1 pseudogene is annotated in these 503 nt (G+C 66.4%); it reads right to left on the bottom strand.

What is annotated here, in order from left to right:
• A pseudogene (locus EOA22_RS36880) lies at positions 1 to 503 on the bottom strand (hypothetical protein); the annotation flags it as partial.

The following is a 503-nucleotide window of genomic DNA, read 5'->3' as shown; positions in this document are numbered from 1 at the left end:
CCAACAGTGACACCGAGTGAAACGCTGACCCCCGTGCTGGCTGCACCCGAAATCGTGGCAGCGCGGCCGCCATTGCCGCCGCCGCCGCCGATGGACTGGGCAACGATGCCGCCGGAACCGGCTGCGTCGGTGTCGGCAATCAGGTTGCCATCAGCCCGAACCGTTACCTTTCCACCATTGCCTCCGTTGCCGCCCTCGCCACCCACGGCAACCCCGACCGAAGCGGACACGTAGAGACCAGCGCTGACCGCGCCTGAATAAGCCGAACCGCCGTTGCCGCCACTGCCACCGACCGATTGCGCAAGGATGGCCTTCGAGCCCATGCCGCCGACATGAATGTCACCTTTGTGGGTGACCGTGACCTGGTTGCTGAGATTGCCATCGCCGCCACCGCCGCCGATCGCCACGGAAGCGGCGCCGAACAGACCGACGGCAAACGTTCCGACAGATCCGCCATTGCCGCCACCGCCGCCGATCGACTGGGCGAGAATGCCGTGTGAGAG

This window comes from Mesorhizobium sp. M7A.F.Ca.US.014.04.1.1 (genome assembly GCF_003998745.1).
GTDB classification, from domain to species: Bacteria; Pseudomonadota; Alphaproteobacteria; order Rhizobiales; family Rhizobiaceae; genus Mesorhizobium; species Mesorhizobium ciceri.
This window is presented reverse-complemented; position numbering and strand designations above follow the sequence as displayed.